The organism is Pseudomonas sp. BJa3 (assembly GCF_026343815.1).
Classification (GTDB): Bacteria; Pseudomonadota; Gammaproteobacteria; order Pseudomonadales; family Pseudomonadaceae; genus Aquipseudomonas; species Aquipseudomonas soli.
On sequence record NZ_JAOXMC010000074.1, the window covers coordinates 1 to 331 of the forward strand.

The 331-nt window shown below is 70.7% G+C and carries 1 pseudogene; it reads right to left on the reverse strand.

Annotated features, from left to right (window positions below):
* Positions 1 to 297 (reverse strand): annotated as a pseudogene (locus tag OH705_RS26930) (patatin-like phospholipase family protein); the annotation flags it as partial.
* Positions 298 to 331: the final 34 nt, after the last annotated feature.

A 331-nucleotide genomic window follows, 5' to 3' on the forward strand; every position in this document is an offset into this window, starting at 1 on the left:
GGTATACAGCTCGCCCAGGCGGCGGATGCCGGCCACCGGGTCGTCGAGGCAGGCACTGGCGAAACTCCAGGAGCCGATCGAGGCGCCGATCAATGCCCGTTGCCGTGGTGCCGTCGGCAGCCTTTCACCGAACAGCGCCAGGTCCAGGCCCTGGATTCCCAAGGGCTTGGGGCCACCGGCGGCGCCCGGCAGCACGCCGACATCGGCGGCCAGCAGGCCGCGCTCGCGGATCTGCCGCAAGGCGCGCTGACCGGCCTGGAAGGTCTGGGCGGGGTACTTGATGTGGATGTCGCTCATGGCGGGGTCTCGGGCAGGGCAGGCCGGCAGTATA